This window comes from Agaribacterium sp. ZY112, from assembly GCF_041346925.1.
In the GTDB taxonomy this organism is placed as follows: Bacteria; Pseudomonadota; Gammaproteobacteria; order Pseudomonadales; family Cellvibrionaceae; genus Agaribacterium.
In genome coordinates this window covers 1,489,030-1,505,516 of the sequence record NZ_CP166840.1, presented here as the reverse complement: position 1 = coordinate 1,505,516, position 16,487 = coordinate 1,489,030, and the positions used below count along the sequence as shown (strand labels likewise).

17 protein-coding genes are annotated in these 16,487 nt (G+C 43.8%); 12 read left to right on the top strand and 5 right to left on the bottom strand.

Features of this window, described 5'->3' with window-relative positions; translation table 11 throughout:
- A complete protein-coding gene (locus tag AB1S55_RS06630; protein ID WP_370981014.1) occupies positions 1-909 on the top strand; it encodes a hypothetical protein in 909 nt (302 codons plus the stop codon).
- Here the strand turns inward: AB1S55_RS06630 and AB1S55_RS06625 are convergent.
- Together AB1S55_RS06625 and AB1S55_RS06620 are read right to left on the bottom strand one after the other, a co-directional pair.
- Positions 880-1,872 carry a tyrosine-type recombinase/integrase gene (locus AB1S55_RS06625; RefSeq protein WP_370981013.1) on the bottom strand — a complete coding sequence of 331 codons (993 nt, stop codon included), beginning with the start codon at positions 1,870-1,872 and terminating at the stop codon, positions 880-882. The two genes, AB1S55_RS06630 and AB1S55_RS06625, sit on opposite strands and share 30 nt — an antisense overlap.
- A 58-nt stretch (positions 1,873-1,930) precedes the next feature.
- Positions 1,931-2,653, bottom strand: a complete 723-nt coding sequence (locus AB1S55_RS06620) for a helix-turn-helix transcriptional regulator (protein ID WP_370981012.1) — start codon at positions 2,651-2,653, stop codon at positions 1,931-1,933.
- Between the two features lie 131 nt (positions 2,654-2,784).
- Here AB1S55_RS06620 and AB1S55_RS06615 point away from each other — a divergent pair, with 131 nt between their 5' ends.
- The 8 genes from AB1S55_RS06615 (at position 2,785) to AB1S55_RS06580 (ending at position 9,977) form a co-directional block, all read left to right on the top strand.
- Positions 2,785-3,003 (top strand): hypothetical protein, encoded by a 219-nt coding sequence (locus AB1S55_RS06615; RefSeq protein WP_370981011.1) that lies wholly within the window; start codon positions 2,785-2,787, stop codon positions 3,001-3,003.
- 93 nt (positions 3,004-3,096) lie between these two features.
- Positions 3,097-4,884, top strand: coding sequence for a replication endonuclease (locus tag AB1S55_RS06610; protein WP_370981010.1), 1,788 nt, complete (start codon positions 3,097-3,099; stop codon positions 4,882-4,884).
- 85 nt (positions 4,885-4,969) lie between these two features.
- Positions 4,970-5,245 (top strand): single-stranded DNA-binding protein, encoded by a 276-nt coding sequence (locus AB1S55_RS06605; RefSeq protein ID WP_370981009.1) that lies wholly within the window; start codon positions 4,970-4,972, stop codon positions 5,243-5,245.
- Positions 5,246-5,470: 225 nt separating this feature from the next.
- A complete protein-coding gene (locus AB1S55_RS06600) occupies positions 5,471-5,620 on the top strand; it encodes a hypothetical protein (RefSeq protein WP_370981008.1) in 150 nt (49 codons plus the stop codon).
- A 141-nt stretch (positions 5,621-5,761) separates the two neighbouring features.
- A complete protein-coding gene (locus AB1S55_RS06595) occupies positions 5,762-7,153 on the top strand; it encodes a hypothetical protein (protein ID WP_370981007.1) in 1,392 nt (463 codons plus the stop codon).
- A gap of 299 nt (positions 7,154-7,452) precedes the next feature.
- The gene (locus tag AB1S55_RS06590) at positions 7,453-8,592 is read left to right on the top strand and encodes a zonular occludens toxin domain-containing protein (protein ID WP_370981006.1); all 1,140 of its coding nucleotides are present in this window, start codon (positions 7,453-7,455) and stop codon (positions 8,590-8,592) included.
- Between the two features lie 131 nt (positions 8,593-8,723).
- The gene (locus AB1S55_RS06585; protein ID WP_370981005.1) at positions 8,724-8,948 is read left to right on the top strand and encodes a hypothetical protein; all 225 of its coding nucleotides are present in this window, start codon (positions 8,724-8,726) and stop codon (positions 8,946-8,948) included.
- A gap of 330 nt (positions 8,949-9,278) precedes the next feature.
- On the top strand, positions 9,279-9,977 hold the full coding sequence (locus AB1S55_RS06580; protein ID WP_370981004.1) for a hypothetical protein: 699 nt from the start codon (positions 9,279-9,281) through the stop codon (positions 9,975-9,977).
- 635 nt (positions 9,978-10,612) lie between these two features.
- Here the strand turns inward: AB1S55_RS06580 and AB1S55_RS06575 are convergent.
- Genes AB1S55_RS06575 through AB1S55_RS06565 form a run of 3 tightly spaced genes read right to left on the bottom strand, consistent with a single transcriptional unit; the run spans position 10,613 to position 12,220 of the window.
- Positions 10,613-11,059 (bottom strand): hypothetical protein, encoded by a 447-nt coding sequence (locus AB1S55_RS06575; RefSeq protein ID WP_370981003.1) that lies wholly within the window; start codon positions 11,057-11,059, stop codon positions 10,613-10,615.
- On the bottom strand, positions 11,025-11,432 hold the full coding sequence (locus AB1S55_RS06570) for a hypothetical protein (RefSeq protein ID WP_370981002.1): 408 nt from the start codon (positions 11,430-11,432) through the stop codon (positions 11,025-11,027). The genes AB1S55_RS06575 and AB1S55_RS06570 overlap by 35 nt, the downstream gene beginning before the upstream one ends.
- 2 nt (positions 11,433-11,434) lie before the next feature.
- On the bottom strand, positions 11,435-12,220 hold the full coding sequence (locus AB1S55_RS06565) for a hypothetical protein (RefSeq protein ID WP_370981001.1): 786 nt from the start codon (positions 12,218-12,220) through the stop codon (positions 11,435-11,437).
- 322 nt (positions 12,221-12,542) lie between these two features.
- Here AB1S55_RS06565 and AB1S55_RS06560 point away from each other — a divergent pair, with 322 nt between their 5' ends.
- The 3 genes from AB1S55_RS06560 (at position 12,543) to AB1S55_RS06550 (ending at position 16,140) form a co-directional block, all read left to right on the top strand.
- On the top strand, positions 12,543-13,583 hold the full coding sequence (locus AB1S55_RS06560; RefSeq protein ID WP_370981000.1) for an aldo/keto reductase: 1,041 nt from the start codon (positions 12,543-12,545) through the stop codon (positions 13,581-13,583).
- An 85-nt stretch (positions 13,584-13,668) separates the two neighbouring features.
- Positions 13,669-14,157, top strand: a complete 489-nt coding sequence (locus AB1S55_RS06555; RefSeq protein WP_370980999.1) for a TrmH family RNA methyltransferase — start codon at positions 13,669-13,671, stop codon at positions 14,155-14,157.
- 603 nt (positions 14,158-14,760) lie between these two features.
- Positions 14,761-16,140 carry an immunoglobulin-like domain-containing protein gene (locus AB1S55_RS06550; protein WP_370980998.1) on the top strand — a complete coding sequence of 460 codons (1,380 nt, stop codon included), beginning with the start codon at positions 14,761-14,763 and terminating at the stop codon, positions 16,138-16,140.
- Positions 16,141-16,487 lie beyond the last annotated feature (347 nt).

Sequence of the window (16,487 nt, the reverse complement as noted above, 5' to 3'; positions counted from 1 at the left end):
ATGTCAGCAACTGAGGCTTACAAAAAATTTTTAGAGCTATACAAACACGTTTCAGACTCTGAAAAATTTGCCTTCACCAAGACTTACCTAAGTCAAATACCGTCGCAAAGTGAAAGAGAAGAGCTATCTCAACTCATCGATCTTGCCCTTGCAGGGCTGCCCGCTCCCCCCAAAAAAATAGTAGTTCTAATTCATGGAATTAGAACTCAAGGGAAGTGGTTTAACCTCCTTGAAAACGAGATTAATAAAACGGGAGATTTTGAAGTAAGGCATTGCAAATACGGATTTTTCGACGGAATTAGATTCTGGATACCAATCCCATGGCTTTTCAGAAACTCACCAGTTCGTAAGGTCCAGCGAGCAATAAACACCATTATTGGTACTCATCCAGGTGCCGAATTATGCGCAGTCGCACATAGCAACGGGACTTACATACTCAGTAAAATTATTAAACATAATCCGCAATTCAATTTCAAAAAAATTATACTTTGCGGATCAATTGTAGACGAAAACCATGACTGGCCAGCATTAAAAAGCCAAGATAAAAACCTTTTCATAAACGATTGCGGAACAAAGGACATATGGCCCGTTCTGGCTAAATCTTCAACATTTGGCTACGGAGCATCAGGTCGTTTTGGGTTTAATCATCCAGAAATCACAGACCGCCATCATAATTTTGGCCACGACGGTTTTTTCAGTAAAGAGTTTATTTCTCAATATTGGCTTCCGTTTCTTACCGAAGGAAAGATTGAGCCTAGCCAATGGGACATTCAAAGGCCGGATGAAAAGTGGCACATTCAGGCTATAGGACTCTTCCCTGGTTTTTTACTCTGCCTCGTACTAACTACCACTTTAGTAATATCGTATTTTACAGGGCTGTTACAACCAATTTTCAATTGGATTCAATGATACAGCTTCATACAAATGGTCGGGAGACAAGTGCGCATATCTCATTGTCATATTGATCGTAGAGTGCCCAAGAATTTTTTGCAACGTCAATATATTTCCTCCGTTCATAATAAAATGACTAGCAAAAGTGTGCCGCAATACATGTGCCGCCTGCCCTTTCGGCAATTGAATCTTTGACCTAACAAGAGCACGCCTAAACGCACTAATGGATGAGCCAAATACATCGAATTCCTCCAAGTGCTCAACCAATTCATCATTCAATTCTTTTGATATCGGAACGACCCGAACCTTGCCACTCTTAGTTTGAGAAAAAGTAAGCTTATATTGCGATAATTTACGAAGAGTAATTGCTTCTGCCTCACCCCACCTAGCCCCAGTTGCCAAGCAGATCTTTGTCAGCAGCAGTACATGTGGGTTTTCAGAAAAGCTGGATATCGTCCCTAGCAGATGTTGAATTTCGTCACTCGACAACCATGATAATTCACGCTCATCCAATTTGAGCATTTTCATTTCACCCAAGGGGTTTGAGTAACTAACCTCTCCGGACGCCTTTAACCCGTTATACATGCTGTTTAGATAGCAAAGCTCATTATTAAGGGTTTTACCGGAAATACCCGCTTCCGTCCTGACGAATCGATAGTTGAGAAACATCTTTGGCGTAAGCTTTTCTGCTCGAGGATCACCCAACCCCTCGCAAGTGTGAATCATCTTGTTTTTTCGACGAAGCCCATCTTTCAGCTGATAACCAAGAAGCTTGTACCAAATCTCAATTAATTCAGAGAGCAATCTACGATCAGCTTTACTCTCATTCCATTCTTTGTCAGAGCTAGCTTTTGCTAACAGGTACTTTTCAAATCGAATGGCTTCAGACTTAGTATCAAATTTCTTTCTAACCCGTCGCCCCACTACGCCATTCGGGCGAATATCAACAAGCCATTTATCGCCATCCTTGCGAATTGCCAATTTCAATACTCCCCAGACAACCAAACATCCATATTCGCTTTAATCTCAGTAACAGACATTAGAAGTCCATATCACGCCAAGAATACGTCGGTTCATATCTAGCACCATCCATCCTCCATTTAGAAAAATTAAGGTGTACATACATTTTCCACTTTGCAGTCCCTAGGTCAGGCTCGGCAAGCTGTTCACCAGCAATTTCTGAGCTGCTGATAAGCTTTTCAAGGTCTGAACTAAACACATGCTTCATATGGCTGGATTTCACCAAGTCCTCGCGCCCGATCCTCTCAATAAATTCTGCAAACTTGGCCAATCCGAGAGCGCCCTTATCATCACTACAAAAATTCATATTTCCACTAACAAGAACACACTGCTTGGTCTGACTCGCTGTATACGCCTTAGCTTCAATTAAGCAATAAAGATCATTTGGCTCATCAATACACTGTAAAAATATTAACTGCGTAAGGAACTCAGGCTTCACCATTAGCTCAGATACAACTGGCTCGGGATTATTCGCGGAATCAAAAACACGATATATAAGTTGATCTGCTTGCAATGGAGATACGTGCGACGGTGACATAGTCTGCCCCGTCAATAACCAATAAGCGTATTGCGGCCAACGTCTAGCGATCTGCTCTACGACCTCAAACCGTGGTGAACTCCCCCTCTTAACAATAGCTTTGAGCGTATTGACAGAAAGACCAACAAGCTCGGCAAAGTCGGCCTGCGATAGCCCCACAGCGGCTCTTATTCTCTCAATTTTTTCATGAATGGGTATTGACATATCAATCCTAGACAGTGTAGCTTTGCACCTCAACAGGATGCAATTGCACCCACAGAGAATACTGATGCAGTAAATATGGCAGATGCCACACAACAAGTCAAAACCTGAAGAAACCAGAAGGAGAATGGGAAGTGGATTCAAAACCCTTAGAAGTATCCAAGACTTTAACTAACGCCGTCGGTGCTGCAATCACAAAAGAGATGTTCAGCGATATAACTGGACTACGCGTCGATGTAGTTCGCGGAATGATGTATTCGGGGCAGCTTCCAACATTGAAGGTTGGTAAGCGTCGTTTGATCAATTACGCATTATTCAACAAAGAGTGCTTAGAAGAAGAATTTGAATTTTAGAAGGTAAGCCATACCAGTTGGCGCTGGTATGGCTTGGAGGGGTATTGGCGTACCCCTGATTTGTCCCCGCTTCGCTAAAAGAGGAACCCGCGTATGGTAGCTTATGCCACCAAGGCTGGCCAATTCGTTGATTTTGACGGCCGCCTTCATTTAAACACTACATTAGAGCAGTTTGGCACTAATGAGTGCTCCCCGTTTCGCAAACGTATTATTGAACGTTGCGGGATGCTGGCTAATGCCGTTCGCGCAGAATATCTTCACCTTGCCAAGTCTAAATCGCATGCTTCAGCCAATCTTCGTTTACTGGAGCTAGAAGCCTACCTTACAGTAAGCGATCTTTGGTTGTTAACCAGCCTTTCAGAGCTAATAGCATTTGCAGACGATAAAGCTGAATTCTGCCAATCCATTTCAAAAAAATATGACATAGAAATAGAGTGTTACGACGAGCTTTGTAGCATTGCAGATTCATATCAAATTGATCCACCCTTCGTTGAAAAGGGAGCGACATATAAGTCATGTATAAACCGACTTTGTTGCTCAAGATGGTGGAGAAGAAAGCTAAAGAACCTGCAAAACGAACGCATAGAAATACTAGCCAGGGACTTAAGGCAGGTAAATGCAAAATCATCACCTTATTGCTCCCCAATCACGTTAGCAACGAGAACATCACAAAGACAAGCAAGTAGAAGCTACCTAGAAAATACTATTGTAGTTAATGAGAAAAATGACGAATTCACACTGGCTCAACTCTCCGACAAGTCTGTCTCCAATCCTGCGATAAGACGGTTTGAATTATTGGCTCGCTGTAAAGGTTTTGAGCTTATTGCAAAAGCATACAAACATAATGCAGCCTTCATTACTCTAACCACCCCTTCACGATTTCACAAAATGACAAAAATCATTCGTAACGGACGAATGATTAAAGTTATTCCAAACAAGAAATATGAAAATCTAAGCCCAAGAGACGCGCAAAAATACCTATCTAATGTTTGGGCAAGAATACAAGCTAAATTGTCCCGCCTATCTATTAAACCTTATGGCTTCCGAATTGCAGAGCCACACCATGACGGAACTCCCCACTGGCATTTCATGCTATTCGCCACAAAAGAAAACTTAGAACAAGTTGAAGAAATATTTCGTCATTATGCCCTACAAGATTCACCAGATGAAAATGGAGCAAAAAAACGGCGATTAAAAGTGGAAGAAATTAAAAGCGGTACCAATCCAACCACAGGGAAAGAGTACTCAGCTACAGGCTATCTAATTAAATACGTCTGTAAAAACATTGACGGGCACGGCGTAAACAACTGCAACGAATCAGACTCTAAAGATTGGTCTGGCCGAAACGCCACAGATATAGCCATGAGTATTGAGGCATGGGCAAGAACCCATCGAATTAGACAATTCCAACAGATTGGAGGTGCCAGCGTGACCGTTTGGAGAGAATTACGACGCCTGTCAGAACAAGAGGGAGAATTAGAAAAGCTACGTATTGCTGCTCGATCTAACGATTGGGCCGCTTTTACTGAAGCTATGGGCGGGCCGATAGTCTCAAGAACAGACCAGTCTATTAGGCCTGCATACGGAGCTAGCGAAAACCTAGACAAAGAAACGGGCGAGCTTAAGAAGAAACTATTTACTAAATATGGTGACACTGCGTCTGAACGTGTAATCGGCCTTCTAGTCGGAGGAATGACAGTAATTAGTCGAATTCACTACTGGGAAGTTAAAGACACTCCAAACCTTAAATCGGCACAACAGAAAATAATGAGTGGGATCGTTGAGGTAATTGATGAAATCAAGTTTCAAAACTCCCCTTTTATAAATTCAATAGATCAAAGCGATCCGCGAAAGCGGGTCGCCTTGGATTCATATCAATAACTCTACGCAGATATAGAAACACTGAATTAAATTTCAACCCAAAGAAATAACACATCTTCCAAACTCAACGAAAGAGATAAACAAAATGGTAAAAATCAGCATTATTGACGGTCACCACCAAGCAAAATCACGAAACACCAAAAACGGTGTGCGGTATTTTCAAGACGCATATGTGCATCTAGGTGGCGCATTCCCTCATCAAATTGAAATCCCACTTAAGGCGCCCACTGATGCAAACCCAGTAGGAGAATATGAACTCTCACTGAACAACTTCCAGGTTGGTCGATTTAAAAACTTAGAGCTCAACCCTTTTGAAGTTGGGCTTATTCCACTATCCAAAACACTATCAAAAGCCAGCTAATGGCTTCTGTTATTGCTTGCGAAGGAATCATCACAGAATTGAGTGATGGCTCCACATCGTGTTCGACGGGGTGGATTACGCAACTAGCCCCCATCCCGTTTGACCTTAGCCAAATCGACCCAACGGTTGCCACGGCTATGTTCGGAGCAGGCTTCGGCCTGTTTATAACCCCTTGGGCTACAGCTTGGGGGCTATCTCAATTAATGAAACTTTTAAGGTAAAACTATGGATGCAGCAACAGTATCAACAATCACTAGCGCAGTCGACTACACAGTAATTATCACCGGCATCGGTACAGTAGCGGCTGCAATAGTTGCAGTTTTAGTCTCGGTGAAAGGTGCCAAGATGCTACTTGCAATGATTCGCGGCGGTTAGAACCGATTAACTATAGCGGGGATTACTCCCCGCTAATTAATGGAGAAATGATGTTAGACCTTTACTACTGGACTTTTTTCTTGTTTGGATTTTGCACATCAGCGATGTGCTTTCGATTGTTTTAATTGGGAGAGGGGCAACATGAGAAAAATAATTTCCATATTAATTTTTGTTTCTTATTCATCATACTGTCTGTCCGAATGCGAATATGTATCTCCAACAATTGAAAATCCGAACTCGGAACTACCAGATCTAGAAGAGTTTTTGACGAGCTATGCTGATGGGCTATATGAGTTCGAAGGCAGACCACCAATAAATGGCGGGGCTATCCTTCAATACTGGCACGCAGAAAAAGTTACTTTTCCAGAACTGGCCAGATACAGATCAGAATCTAGCGGATCAACTGTTGGTTATTCACTAAATGGGTGTCTTGCTATTAACGAATCAGGCCCTGGTGTTCATTGCATGTATCTAGAGTCATTCACAAAAACCTGTCCGATTGGCTACGAATTACAAGGAGCCTCGGGAGACTGTGAACTAGTGGACTTACAGGCCTGTATGAATGCGACACCTGAATTTTGCGAAGACGGCTTCCCTCCAAACCTCAATGGCTACTACGGATGTGATCGACCAGACCTAATGCTCTGCTCTGATGGTACATATGCTCGACAGGATATTGGCATATGCCCGACATCTTGTACTGACTATCTATCATGTTTTGAAGAGGCAGTACTTTCTTCAAATTGTGAAGCGGATCAATTGTCCAATTTTGAATATATAAATCCAGGAAACTGGACCCTACAGTGCAATTCAATTTCACCCGAATCACCAGACCACCCAGACCTTGGAGGAAATGGTGATGGAAACCCATTTAATGACCCCTCCACTCCAGATGAAGGCAGCGGGTCAACACTGGATACTGCACATATAGACCCATACAGCTTGGCCGGCATGATTAGAGATGAGCTTACTCCAGAATTTAGTAACGTTGAGCGAGCAATCCGAGATGACATAGACCAAAGCAAGATAAATACAGGAGCTATAGAAAGTGCGATTAATGAAGTACAGGAATCTTTAGATAACAATCGGCAGTTCGATGAAAACAATGCATCGACCATTATCGGAACCATTAATCAGGTCGGAGCAAAGATTGATAGCATTAATGAGGCCCTCAATTCAGGCCCTTGCGACCCGAACCTTACTAACTACATCGAGTGTATTTCTCCACCACCCAAAGATCTCCCTCCTAATATTTCAGCAGGAGTTGGAAGTTATGAGGAAGCTATGACCAACTTTAGATCTCGAATAACCTCATCAAATGTTGTTCAGGCATTCTCTGATATGACAACAATAATTTCGTTGGATAATGCTATTTGCCCAGGTTTCAGCATTAATCTAGAAAGCACAATTATTAACAAAAACATATCAACAACAATTCACTGCGACTTAATGGAATCAGTTAAACCTATTCTTAGCGCAGTTATGTTGATTATTTATACATGGATTGCATTCCGTATTTTTGCGAGCTCCTAGTCATGAGTGAAATTAATAGTAACTGCAGCTGGTATGACATCTCTTGCTCATTGGAGTGGATAAGCATCGAATTGCAGGGCCTAGCACTAGACACTTGGGATTCAATTCTTTCGGGTTGTGCAGGACTTTTTGAATCTATTCCGGTACCGGACTTCATGACCAACCTAGGCACACATACCTTACCATCCGGAGTTAGCTGGGCGGCGAGCGCTTTTCAACTAGATATCGGTCTAGGCATTATCGTCAGCGCCTATGTCGCACGATTTATATTACGAAGGATACCTATAATAGGATAACCAATGACTATATCTGCTTATACTGGGCTGCCTGGGCACGGAAAAACCTATGGCGTAGTCGAACATGTCATAGCCCCAGCCTTAGAAGCTTCTCGAGTTGTGTTCACCAATATCCCGATGATTGATGAAGAGTGCCAATCAAGATTTGGCATGACCGTAAAACAATTCCGAATTGAAGACATTGTTGAAAACCCAAACTGGTGGGAAGATGTATTTATCGCCGGATCGGTAATTATCATCGACGAACTATGGAGGCTTTGGCCGTCCGGATTAAACGCAAAAAACGTAAGACAGGAGGATAAGTCATTTTTAGCTGAGCACCGACATATGGTTGGTGAAAATGGATATTCAACAGAAATTGTTTTGGTCACGCAAGATCTTGGACAGATTGCAAACTTCGCAAGAAGCTTAGTTGAAACCACATACCGAACAATAAAACAGTCAAAGTTAGGGTTTAGCTCTAGATATAGAGTAGATGTATATTATGGCCCAGTTACCGGAGCGTCACCTCCTGTATCAAAACGTGAAAGGGAGATACACGGGTCCTTCAAAAAGGAAATATTTCAGCTATACCAAAGTCATACAAAGAGTAAATCAGGAGAAGCAGGCAATGAATCAAGAATAGATAATCGATTCTCAGTACTTGGTCGGCTATCTATAAAAATTGGATTTGCACTTGCCATCCTCAGTTTGACCGCCTTGTATTATGGCGTACAGCACTTAATTGGGCATTATTCATCGCCCCCCACAAAATATGCTGTTACACCTTCGCTACCAATTCAACCTCAAGTCACTCCGCCATCAGATCAGTCCCAGATATCGACTAAACCCCAAGTTAGGGAGAAAAGAAAAAAGGAAAATCGCTTTCTATCAGATGCCGACTCTGTGTTTATTACAGGGCGATTTAGCACTAGATACCCAAACGGAAAAACAAAGATCGAGTACATATTTGAAATTAACTTCACGAATTCAATAGTTCACCTAAACCAAGAAGAATTGACATTCTTGGGGTATGAATTTGAAATCGTTAACGACTGCATGGTTAAGCTTGGCGGCCAAGACTATCAGGGCTACGCACTATGCCGAACTCACGAAGAACCGAAGGGCTTTATTGAAGGGTTAGTAAGCGCTGATCCTGCATGACATAAGAAGCGACAACACAGAGCATCGAGCGTAGCGAGAGCTTGGGTTGACGCTTCTTATGCAAGAACCAAACTAAACATCCCACTTTACAACCCCAAATTTCCCACAGGAAATTCCCAAAAGGAAATACGATGAAGCTACAAATAGATGAAATAACTAAAATGGATTTTGAAATTGGAGCAAGAACGCTTAAAAAGTCCTCACGCAAAATGGAAGTATCGCTATTAGACGCCGCATATCTATCTAGCTCACTTATATCTTTGATAACGCAAAGCGTCACTCTAGACGAATCCGATACGGCTGTACTTGACGCAACTATCGGAGTACTAATGCGAATCCCCAACCAGCACGAATAAGCCCTCCTCCAGCATACTCAGCCCTACAAGTGTCAAGGGGTTGGTGCGGCCCGCAGCGGCGCGAAAGCGCGTATTTAGCGAGGACTCGGCCCCTTTACAGCACTCCCCCTTCAAGCCTAGAAATAGGGTTTCAGCTCGCTGGAACCCTTGCCCAGCGGCGAGCGACATCTTTTCTTCAGTTTTTTACTCAACTACCAGTGGAAATTAAGAGCTACTTAAAAAATTGTTTTCACTTGAAATCAAATTATCCACACCCATAGTACTGTATATAACAACAGTTACCAATGATGGTACTGAGAAAAGCAAGTAAAATCTCATCAGGATGAACTTATGGATATCACAGCTCTACCAAATTTCGGCGTTCTTAACGCTATTTTCACTACCAATAACATGTCAGTTCTTGCTATAGGACTACTCTATCTAGTTCTTTCAATGTATAGGCACTTCCAACTTAAGAAGAATAGAAAAGTAGACTTTACAAAAGAGAAGATGGAATTTATATCAACCTTCTTTTCCACCAAGGATAATATGGGTAATGAGTCCTTTAAGGAAACGGCGTACAGCTATTTATACGATTGCGATTTGGCATCATACGAAATTGACTATTTTGACCGTTATCCAAATTCCATTCATATGTATAGAGATTATATTACAAGCCGTCGCTACATCTACTTCCCCCCAAATGCTGACCATCCAGAGCTGAAGACAAATATGCCCCCCCTAGAGAAACAAATTAATTCACGAAAACGTCTAACCTTTTTCTTTATTGCAATGATGGCATTGCCATTGACCATTTATACCTCCCCTCTTGATTTTGATGCAGCCAAAAACATTCGATTTTTATTTGCATCCTCAGCCATCATCACCGTATCTATTATTGGCATATTTATCACCTTTATAGACACGCTTCAGCTTGACGCAGCCAAGAGACTAGAAAATGCGATATCAGTATTTAAGAAAAACGGAGAAGGGAAAGAAACAGAACCGGAGTTTGTCACAAACATGGTACAAACCAGCGAGCAAAATTGACCATAACCTGTCCATAAATACTGTACATATACTGACAAACTCAGTTTCACTGACAAGATAATTCCGCATGAAATCAAACAACTAGATAAATCAGGACAAAACCATACCCCACTATATCGGGTTCAAATCCCCCCGCCTCCACCAAACCAATAAAAAACCCCAGTCCGAAAGGCCTGGGGTTTTTTATTGGCTGCTGAAAGCAGTGGTTTCGAATTGCATACGCCGGGGTTCACAAAACGGCAGGAAAGCCGTTTTAGACGACCTCATAGGTCGCCCCGAAGGGGTGAGCGCCATGGATGGCGCGAATCAAATCCCCCCCTAATTCCCAGGGTAAGTTATTGGCTGCTGAAAGTAGTGGAATTGAATTGCATACGCGGGGTTCATAAAAATGCAGGAAAGCATTTTTACACAGCCAAAGGCTGCTCGAAGAGTGAGGCACATGGATGTGCCGAATGAAATCCCCCCAATTCCTGGGGTAAGTTATTGGCTGCTGAAAGCAGTGGAATTGAATTGCATACGCGGGGTTCATAAAAATGCAGGAAGGCATTTTTACACAGCCAAAGGCTGCTCGAAGAATGAGGAACATGGATAGCGCGAATCAAATCCCCCCAGCCTACTTTTATCTTAAGTACAGTTTATTCGATACTTAACGCTTCACAGTCAAGAATAAGCCTTCCTGAAATACGCATGTTTTCGTTTAAACTATGAACGGTCAGCTCTGCACGCTTTGGCGGAACTTGGGTGCTGGACGCTTCAGACATTAGACGAGAATGCTTATCTAATAGAACAACAGAATAACCGGTAACATTAAAGGTATCCTCCTGCCTCACATAGGCATGGGTTTTTAACCATAGCTCATATTGATCCGTCTGCTGTAATAAATGGCGCCCACCCACCCTTGTTGCGGGTGCACTTAGACTATAGCTTTCCGTATAACGGTCGACCTCACCATCACTAAGGAAATCACTAGACTGTATACGACAGCGAACATCTGTTGCTGCACTAGATAAAGGTGACAGAAAAAAAATAACAACGGTTGCTCCGATACTAACAAGCGTCTTTTTTATAGATTGATTTAACATATCGCCTTTCCACTTCGACGAAGCATTCAACATAACTTTCAGCTGAAAGCTTTTTTTCGACAACAGACTGAGTGAGAAACTTACTTAGAATAATTAAAACTGCTAGACCGGTAATAGCTATGTGTTGAAAACGAGGAAACCACGCCACACGCCCAAGCTTACTCGAACGACAAAGCGCCAAAAAATGAAAGCAAGGCATAATTAACAGCAGCAGCAAATACAGTAATGAACTTTCAAAAGACACTTCAGGTTTTGACGCTTCAATAGCGACAAACACATCAGCAACGGAGCAAAATACCCAGTAACTTGCTCCAATGCTCAACACATCAAAAATCGTGAGGATTAAATGTGCCTCTGCTTTAGATCTAAGCATATTTAATAGAAGATACCTTCCCCAACAGGTAAACCATTTCTGGATTGATAATCCATAAGCGCTTCAACACGCCGAATTTCTCGTTTAAATTCACCGATTGTACGCTCATATAAAGTATTCATTTCTTCTTCAATAGCTTTTACTAATTTATCGGTGATACCAAATCGCTGATCCAAACTCTCAAGCGCCACCCCGACTGCAACACCAACAAATATTGCGGCAATTAGTGGGCCCGCAGCAACCGTTGTTACGGCCCCTACAGCCAAAGCAGCCAAGCTCGCAGCTCCCGAACTAATAAGTACCTTTGTAATATCAGTAGCTAAAGTGCCAAATAAACGCCCCATAGTAAAATCATCCTTTAAGCATACATCAGCGATGCTTAAAGGAACGGTAATAATTAACGTAACGAGCGAACCCTTAACTATCGATCGGCTAACGGCCTTTGTGCCTATTGCCATTTTAATAATTTGGGGGTTATTGCTTAAATAGCGAGTGCCTCTAAGGAGGTTACGGTTTCCTGGAGTCCCTTTTAAAATAACGTAGGATTTCCCCCGTACGTTCTTCATGACTATTTCTCCCGTAATACCTAGCTCTTTCATAATCTCGAGCACCACTCGAGAGTCCTGAATTGGCACATAGTACGCACCTAAGCTTTTAGCATCACTAAAATCAAAATCATCTAGATTTTTACCTAGCTTGTAAGAAACTTCCTTGGCAAGAGCCTCGAGAGAGAATATATATGCGTCTTTCTGATTGGCTTCGAGTGCTGGCTTTAGGTTTGATGACATTATTTTCAACCTGATCCCTAGATTTTTTCCCGATGTTAACACCTTTATCGATATGAAGGCACCAACCACATAAAGGGGGCAGAGTACTTTTTCAAAAGTAAGCTACACGGCAGCATTTGGCTACATCTCCTGTAAAATCGACCATTGCCCCTAACCAAAGCTAACCATAAGTTTTGCCCCCCCGCATCCACACTGGTGCATGATCAGCTCTTATCAACAAGGCAGCCTTAGGAAAAAACACCTCCCACAAAACATGCTCTTAAGAGCACACCTTGGTAAGATTCCCCCTTAATCGCGCCGCACCTCATTAAAGGACCTGACCATGCACTACCGCAAACTTGGCCAAACCGACCTCAACATCAGCCTTATTGGCTTAGGGACCATGACGTGGGGCTGGCAAAATACGCAAGACGAAGGTTTTGAGCAGATGGATTATGCCCTTGAGCGTGGCATTAACTTTTTTGATACCGCCGAGATGTATGCAATCCCGCCCACAGCGGAGCGCTTTGGTTCTACTGAAACCATTATTGGCAATTGGTTTGCCGCCCGCAAAAACCGCGAGAAGGTCATCCTCGCCTCTAAAATTACTGGGCCGAGTTTTGAGTGGTTACGCAATGGGGACAACCAGATTAATGCTAAAAATATCAAACTCGCCCTAGAGGGCAGCCTCAAGCGTTTGCAAACGGATTATATCGACCTCTACCAATTACATTGGCCCAATCGCGGCTCATACGCCTTTGGTAAAACCTGGGATTTTAATCCTGAGTTTGATGCCGAGGCCGTGCGCGCAAACTTTATTGAAGTACTCAACACACTGCAGCAACTTATGGACGAAGGCAAAATTCGCCACTTTGGTTTATCCAACGAAACGGCTTGGGGTATGAGTCAATGGTTAAATATTGCTGAGCGAGAACAACTACCGCGCGCAGCTTCAATTCAAAATGAATACTCCTTATTATGCCGCCACTTTGAGCCCGACTTAGCCGAGTTCAGCCTCGCCGAAAATTGTGGTTTGCTAGCGTGGTCACCACTAGCCCGTGGTATTTTGAGCGGTAAGTACCTGAATGGCCAAAAGCCTGCAGGCGCAAGGCTCACCCTAGAAACACGGCCCGAGCACCGGGTAGGCGCCATTGTCGATGCCGCCACTCAAGCCTATATCGACATCGCACAACGCCACGGTTTAGATCCTTGCCAAATGGCGCTAGCGTTTGTAAACCAACAGCGTTTTGTCAGCTCAAATCTGATTGGCGCAACCACGATGAAGCAGCTGAAAAGTAATATTGATTCCATCGATATTTCACTGGATCAGCAAGTATTGGAAGACATCCAAGCTGTACGACGCCAATACCCTGCACCGTATTAATCCTTCATTACCCCTCTATTACCCATTGATAAGCTGCTACCACCCTTCGATTAAAAACCGCTGGACGCATAACTTTGGAAACGCAATGAATTTTGTTTTATTGATTTTTAATATTCAAAGCAATACCAATATTGGCCAGCTTATACGCACCGCCAATGCCTTTGGCGTATTAGAGATTTGTGTGATCGGACGCAAAAAGTTCTCGACCTTCGGCAATCAACGCACCACCAGTACCACGAAATTTCGGCACTTTTTTGATATCAAAGACGCCATCACCCACTATCGCCAGAAAGACTTTGAAGTTGTCGCTGTAGAAATCACCACCGATGCAGAATCAATCAACGCAAAAACCTTCGATAAAAACGCACTGTTTATTCTCGGCAACGAAGGCGCCGGTATTCAGCCCAGCATTCTTGAACAATGTGACAGCTGCGTCTTTATTCCACAATTTGGTGCAGGTGCATCGATTAACGTGAATGTCGCCAGCGGTATTATTTTTAATGCCTTTACTCAGCAGCGGCAGGATTACAATACGATTGAGGGGTTTAAGTTTAGGAAGGGTGCTACTGAATAGAGAGCTAACTAAAGCCCCCCCTTCAGTTTTAAGACTGAAGGGGGGGCTGAAGCTGTAGGACCTCGGCCTGTACGGTAGGTGAGTACAAAGCCAAGGGGGCCTTTGAGCACCATCGTTCCAGTGTCACTGCGGCCAAGCCAGCCAACATACATTGCATTCCATTATCTGCGTCTCAATGAAACCGTCAGGACTCCATATAAAAATTCTTTAACTCGAGGCGCTCAATAGAATTTCCGAAACGGATATGGCTTTAAACTATTAAAAACAGACAACACCGATCGAGTTCTTCGATTTGTAGCTCGTTGTCTCTCAACTGTTCGCCATCTAGCTGTCCGTTTTTAATATCAGGCTGCCCGAAGGGTGTCCGTCGTTTCCTATCGAAACCCAAAGCCGGACAGTTTTTAAAAAAAACATGCCTTACATTTCGTGTGACTAGTAGTCGTGGTAGCGTGTTTATTAATTATTCAAATAACTGACAGCACTGCGTTAGCAAGTAAAACGGATTTTGCTGCTCCTTAGGATTAGCGAAGATCATTCCGAAGGAGATGGTACACAAAGCACTCGCTGTTTGATTTTTAAGTACGTCTAAAAAAGCAGGTGCAAATGAAAAAACACAGCTTCCTCTATGCCTTTCTGAGTCGAAATAGTCTTTTGTCGTTATCCGTCACTCTGGCGCTAAGCGCCTGTGGCGGATCCGAAGGTGACACCAGCCCGGAATCCCCCTCTGCTTCGCCTGAGCCCACAACTCAACCGACTGTGACACCAAGCCCTGAGCCCACAACAACTCCACCAACGGCGTCACCAAGTCCTGAGCCCAGTGTTACAGCGACTCCCACACCAACAGCTAGCCCAGAGCTTGATAGTGTCGCGCCGGTCATTACCTTGGTCGGTGATGCAGCTATTCAGCATGAATTTGGCTTGGCCTTTGTTGACCCCGGCGCGACCGCGGTTGACGACGTCGACGGTTCTGTACCGGTTACGAGCGATGCCGATTCCGTCGTGATCGTCGATAACATTGGTAACTACACGATTACCTATCGCGCTGAAGACAGCGCTGGCAATGAAAGTACTTTGACGCGCAGTGTTGAAGTCATTGATCCAGGTCCGGCGGCTAGCCAGGACTGGGATGGCTTGGAAGTTCCTGCTGAGAGTGGCAACACTGAATTCAGCTGGCAGTTGATCGACGAGCTTTCAGACAGCTTCAATTATGAAACCCCATGGGGCTCAAGCAAAGGCGAGGCATTTAATGAGCGCTGGGAAGACGGTTATATAAATACATGGCCCGGCTTCGGAAATACGACTTGGACGCCAGACAATTCTCGTGTATTCGATGGTAGCCTGCAGTTGAAAGCAACCTCCAAAGACGCCGCTCAAAACACTAACTATTTCAGCGCAATTCATGCGCGCCAGTCTATTAGTTATCCTGCTTTCATCGAAACACGCGTCAAAGTCATGAATTCTGTCATGGCCAATGCGGTCTGGATGCTCAGCGATAACAGTGCCGAGGAAATCGATATTGTCGAGGCGTACGGCTCCAGTTGGTCGGAAAGCTCGGTCTCAAGTCGCGAGTGGTACGCGAAGCGTATGCACTTGTCGCACCACACCTTCGATCGTGATGCCACGCCGATAACAGATTATCAACCAAAAGATGCTGGTAGCTGGCACGTACATACCGACAACATTTATTGGAGAGATGGTTTTCATCGTGTTGGCGTTTACTGGCGAGACCCTTTCCACCTGGAGTATTACGTTGATGGTGTATTGGTACGCACGGTCACTGGGCCTGAGATGATTGATCCAAATGAGCACTTGGATGGCAATGGGCTTAGTCGGCCAGAAACAATATTATTCTCCGGCGCAGCTCAGGGCTGGCAGGTAAACGGAGGAGTTTGGCCAACGGTAAATGAGCTATCTATAGAAGCCGATAATATTTTCGAGATTGATTGGATTCGCAGTTATCAGCGTGTAGATCTTGCTCCCTGACTATAGATAAATGCGAGAATCGAGATCCGCCATTTTTGTTAACGGCGGATCTTTTGCTTTACAGCGCATATCGTTTCGCTTACTTGTCGCTCGAACACTGTTCAGAGAATACACGCAGAACGCTTGGCTAGTTAGATATTACGCGCACCTTAGGTGAGCTTGGTTTAGTTGGTTTGGGAGAGCTATGGCTTCGTAACTTCGATCAGTAAGCGTCCGAAAAATTGCCTTTGATTAGCACTAAAGGCAATAGTCTGGTGCTGGGCTGTTTACTTGGTGAGGAAGTCGCAATACCGAAGTCTATCTACAGTGGCATGGCGCCCCCTGGTACTTTGAAGGCAGGCTTTAAG